The sequence below is a fragment of the Ciceribacter azotifigens genome, from assembly GCF_048159625.1.
GTDB classification, from domain to species: domain Bacteria; phylum Pseudomonadota; class Alphaproteobacteria; order Rhizobiales; family Rhizobiaceae; genus Allorhizobium; species Allorhizobium azotifigens.
Genome location: NZ_JBLQTA010000049.1, coordinates 1 through 2637 on the forward strand (window position 1 = coordinate 1; position 2637 = coordinate 2637).

General features: G+C 61.5%; 2 protein-coding genes. Both read left to right on the forward strand.

From position 1 onward, the window contains the following. The first annotated feature begins 181 nt into the window (after positions 1–181). Positions 182–1696 carry an IS21 family transposase gene (istA, locus tag ACM6UT_RS23115; protein ID WP_416799621.1) on the forward strand — a complete coding sequence of 505 codons (1515 nt, stop codon included), beginning with the start codon at positions 182–184 and terminating at the stop codon, positions 1694–1696. Continuing rightward, a complete protein-coding gene (istB, locus tag ACM6UT_RS23120) occupies positions 1693–2613 on the forward strand; it encodes an IS21-like element helper ATPase IstB (RefSeq protein ID WP_416799622.1) in 921 nt (306 codons plus the stop codon). The genes istA and istB overlap by 4 nt, the downstream gene beginning before the upstream one ends. The last annotated feature ends 24 nt before the right edge of the window (positions 2614–2637 follow it).

Below are 2637 nucleotides of genomic sequence, written 5' to 3' on the forward strand. Positions count from 1 at the left end.
TGCAGCGCGGCAAACAAGGTGAGACGCAGCGTCAATTAGGATGAGACTCGGCAGCAGCGGTGGAACGCAGAGAGGGCGTAGCCCGAACGGAGTTCTACCGCTGCTGGCGCGCCGATTTTGCGTCTGGTGATTACGGTTCGACCGGTACGGTGGGTTCTTCGAAGAACGGAGAACCACCTTTGTGCCCGGTCGTCACATAACCGATCATCAGATGAGGCTTTTCATGAAGTTACGACAAGAGCACACGGTCGAGGTCGCCGCCGCGAAGGCGTCGATCAGTAGGGCAACGGCCTATCGCATCGAGAAGAACCCGCAACTGCCATCACAGGTAAAGACGCCGCGCGGCCGCCGGCGTCCCGATCCGCTCGCCGACATCTTCGATGCCGAAGTCATTCCGCTTTTGAAGGCCGCACCTGGTATTCGTCCGGTCGCCGTCTTCGAGGAGATGCTGCGCCGCCATCCCGACCTCAGCGAAGGCGTTCGCCGGACCATGGAACGGCGGATCCGTTCCTGGCGGGCGATCAATGGCGAAGAGCAGGAGGTCATCTTTCGCCAGGTGCATGAACCCGGTCGATTGGGGCTTTCCGACTTCACCAATATGAACGAACTGGACATCACGATCGCAGGCCACCCGCTCGATCACCTGCTTTACCACTTCCGGCTCGCCTATTCCGGCTTCGAACACGCTCACGTCGTTCTCGGTGGCGAAAGCTTCGTGGCGTTGGCCGAAGGGCTGCAGAACGCTCTCTGGTTCCTTGGCGGCGCGCCGCTTTACCATCGCAGCGACAGCTTGTCGGCGGCCTTTCGCAATCTCGATGCCGATGCCAAGGAGGATCAGACGCGGCGATACGCGGAGCTTTGCGCGCACTACCGGATGGCGCCGACCCGCAACAATAAGGGCATTGCCCACGAGAACGGCGCGATTGAGAGCCCGCATGGCCACCTCAAGAATGCGATCCGCGATGCCCTGTTGCTGCGCGGCACCCGTGATTTCGACGATCTCGATGCCTACCGCTGCTTCATCGATGAGATCGTCAGCCGGCGCAATGCCCGCTATGGCAAGCGCATTGACGCCGAGCGTGCGGCACTGCAGCCGTTACCGGGAACACGCACCAGCGACTTTGAGGAGGTTGTCGTGCGGGTCTCCCGCAGCGGCGGCTTCACCTTGCGCAAGGTCTTCTACACTGTACCATCACGGCTCATCGGTCACCGGCTACGCGTGCGCCTTTACGACGACCGTCTCGACGTCTTTATCGGCGGCACGCATCTGATGACGCTCCAAAGAGGACGTGCGCACGCCAGCGGCAAGCACGACCAGGTGGTCGATTATCGGCATGTCATCCATTCGCTGCGCAAAAAGCCGATGGCACTGCTTCAGCTTGTCTACCGCGACAAGCTGTTTCCACGGCAGGAATACCGCAGGGTCTTCGAGGTTCTCATCGACCGGCTTTCCGACAAGCAGGCCTGCAAGATCACCGTCGAGCTGCTGGCTTTGGCCCACGATCGGGGCTGTGAGCGGGAGCTGGCAGAGCGGCTGGCCAAAGTCCTCGATGCGGGCGAACTGCCGGACATCGTCGCTCTGAGGACCGCCTTCGCACCCGATCCGGCGCAGTTGCCGACCGTCAACGTCCGTCTCGCCTCCCTCCAGGGCTATGAGGCTCTGATCGACGCGCGTCATCTGGAGGACGCCGCATGAGAAACGCTCCTGCCATCGATGCAGCCAGGCTCAGCACGCTGCTCAATGAACTGCGCCTGCCGGCCATCAAAGTCCTCTGGCCGGACTTTGCCGAACGTGCAGACAAGGAAGGGTGGCCGGCGGCGCGGTTCCTGTGCGCGATTGCCGAACACGAACTCGCCGAACGCGATCGCCGCCGCATCGAACGCCATCTCGCCGAGGCGCGATTATCACCGGGCAAGACGCTCGACAGTTTCGACTTCAACGCCGTGCCGATGGTCTCCAAGGCGCAAGTCATGGCGATCGCCGCCGGCGATAGCTGGCTCGCCAAAGGAGCCAACATCCTGTTGTTCGGCCCGCCCGGTGGCGGCAAGAGCCATCTCGCCTCTGCAATCGGCCTTGCGCTGATCGAGAACGGCTGGCGAGTGCTGTTCATGCGCACGACCGAACTCGTTCAGAAGCTTCAGGTGGCCCGTCGTGAACTCCAGCTCGAATCCGCCATCGCCAAGCTCGACAAGTTCGATCTGCTCATCCTCGATGATCTCGCCTATGTGACCAAGGACCAGGCGGAAACGAGCGTGCTCTTCGAGCTCATCTCCGCACGCTACGAGCGGCGGTCCATCATGATCACCGCCAACCAGCCGTTCGGCGAATGGAACAGGGTCTTCCCTGATCCCGCTATGACGCTCGCCGCCGTAGATCGTCTCGTCCACCACGCGACCATCTTCGAGATGAATGTCGAAAGCTACAGGCGTCGATCCGCCATCGAAGCCAAACGCCAACGCGGAAGGCCGGCCGCCTCCGCGACAATCAGAAACACCACCGAGATTGACGCTGCGCGACAATCAGAAGCCGACGAAGCCCTTGCCAGCGTCAATCACGATGATACGGTCGCCGACAACCGCGACACCAGAATCTCATCCAGATTGTCGCGCTGATCTCATCCAGATTGTCGCTCTACA

Excerpts from the sequence above, each read along its gene's own strand:
- istB (WP_416799622.1), top strand. The coding sequence starts at position 1,693 with ATGAGAAACGCTCCTGCCATCGATGCAGCCAGGCTCAGCACGCTGCTC.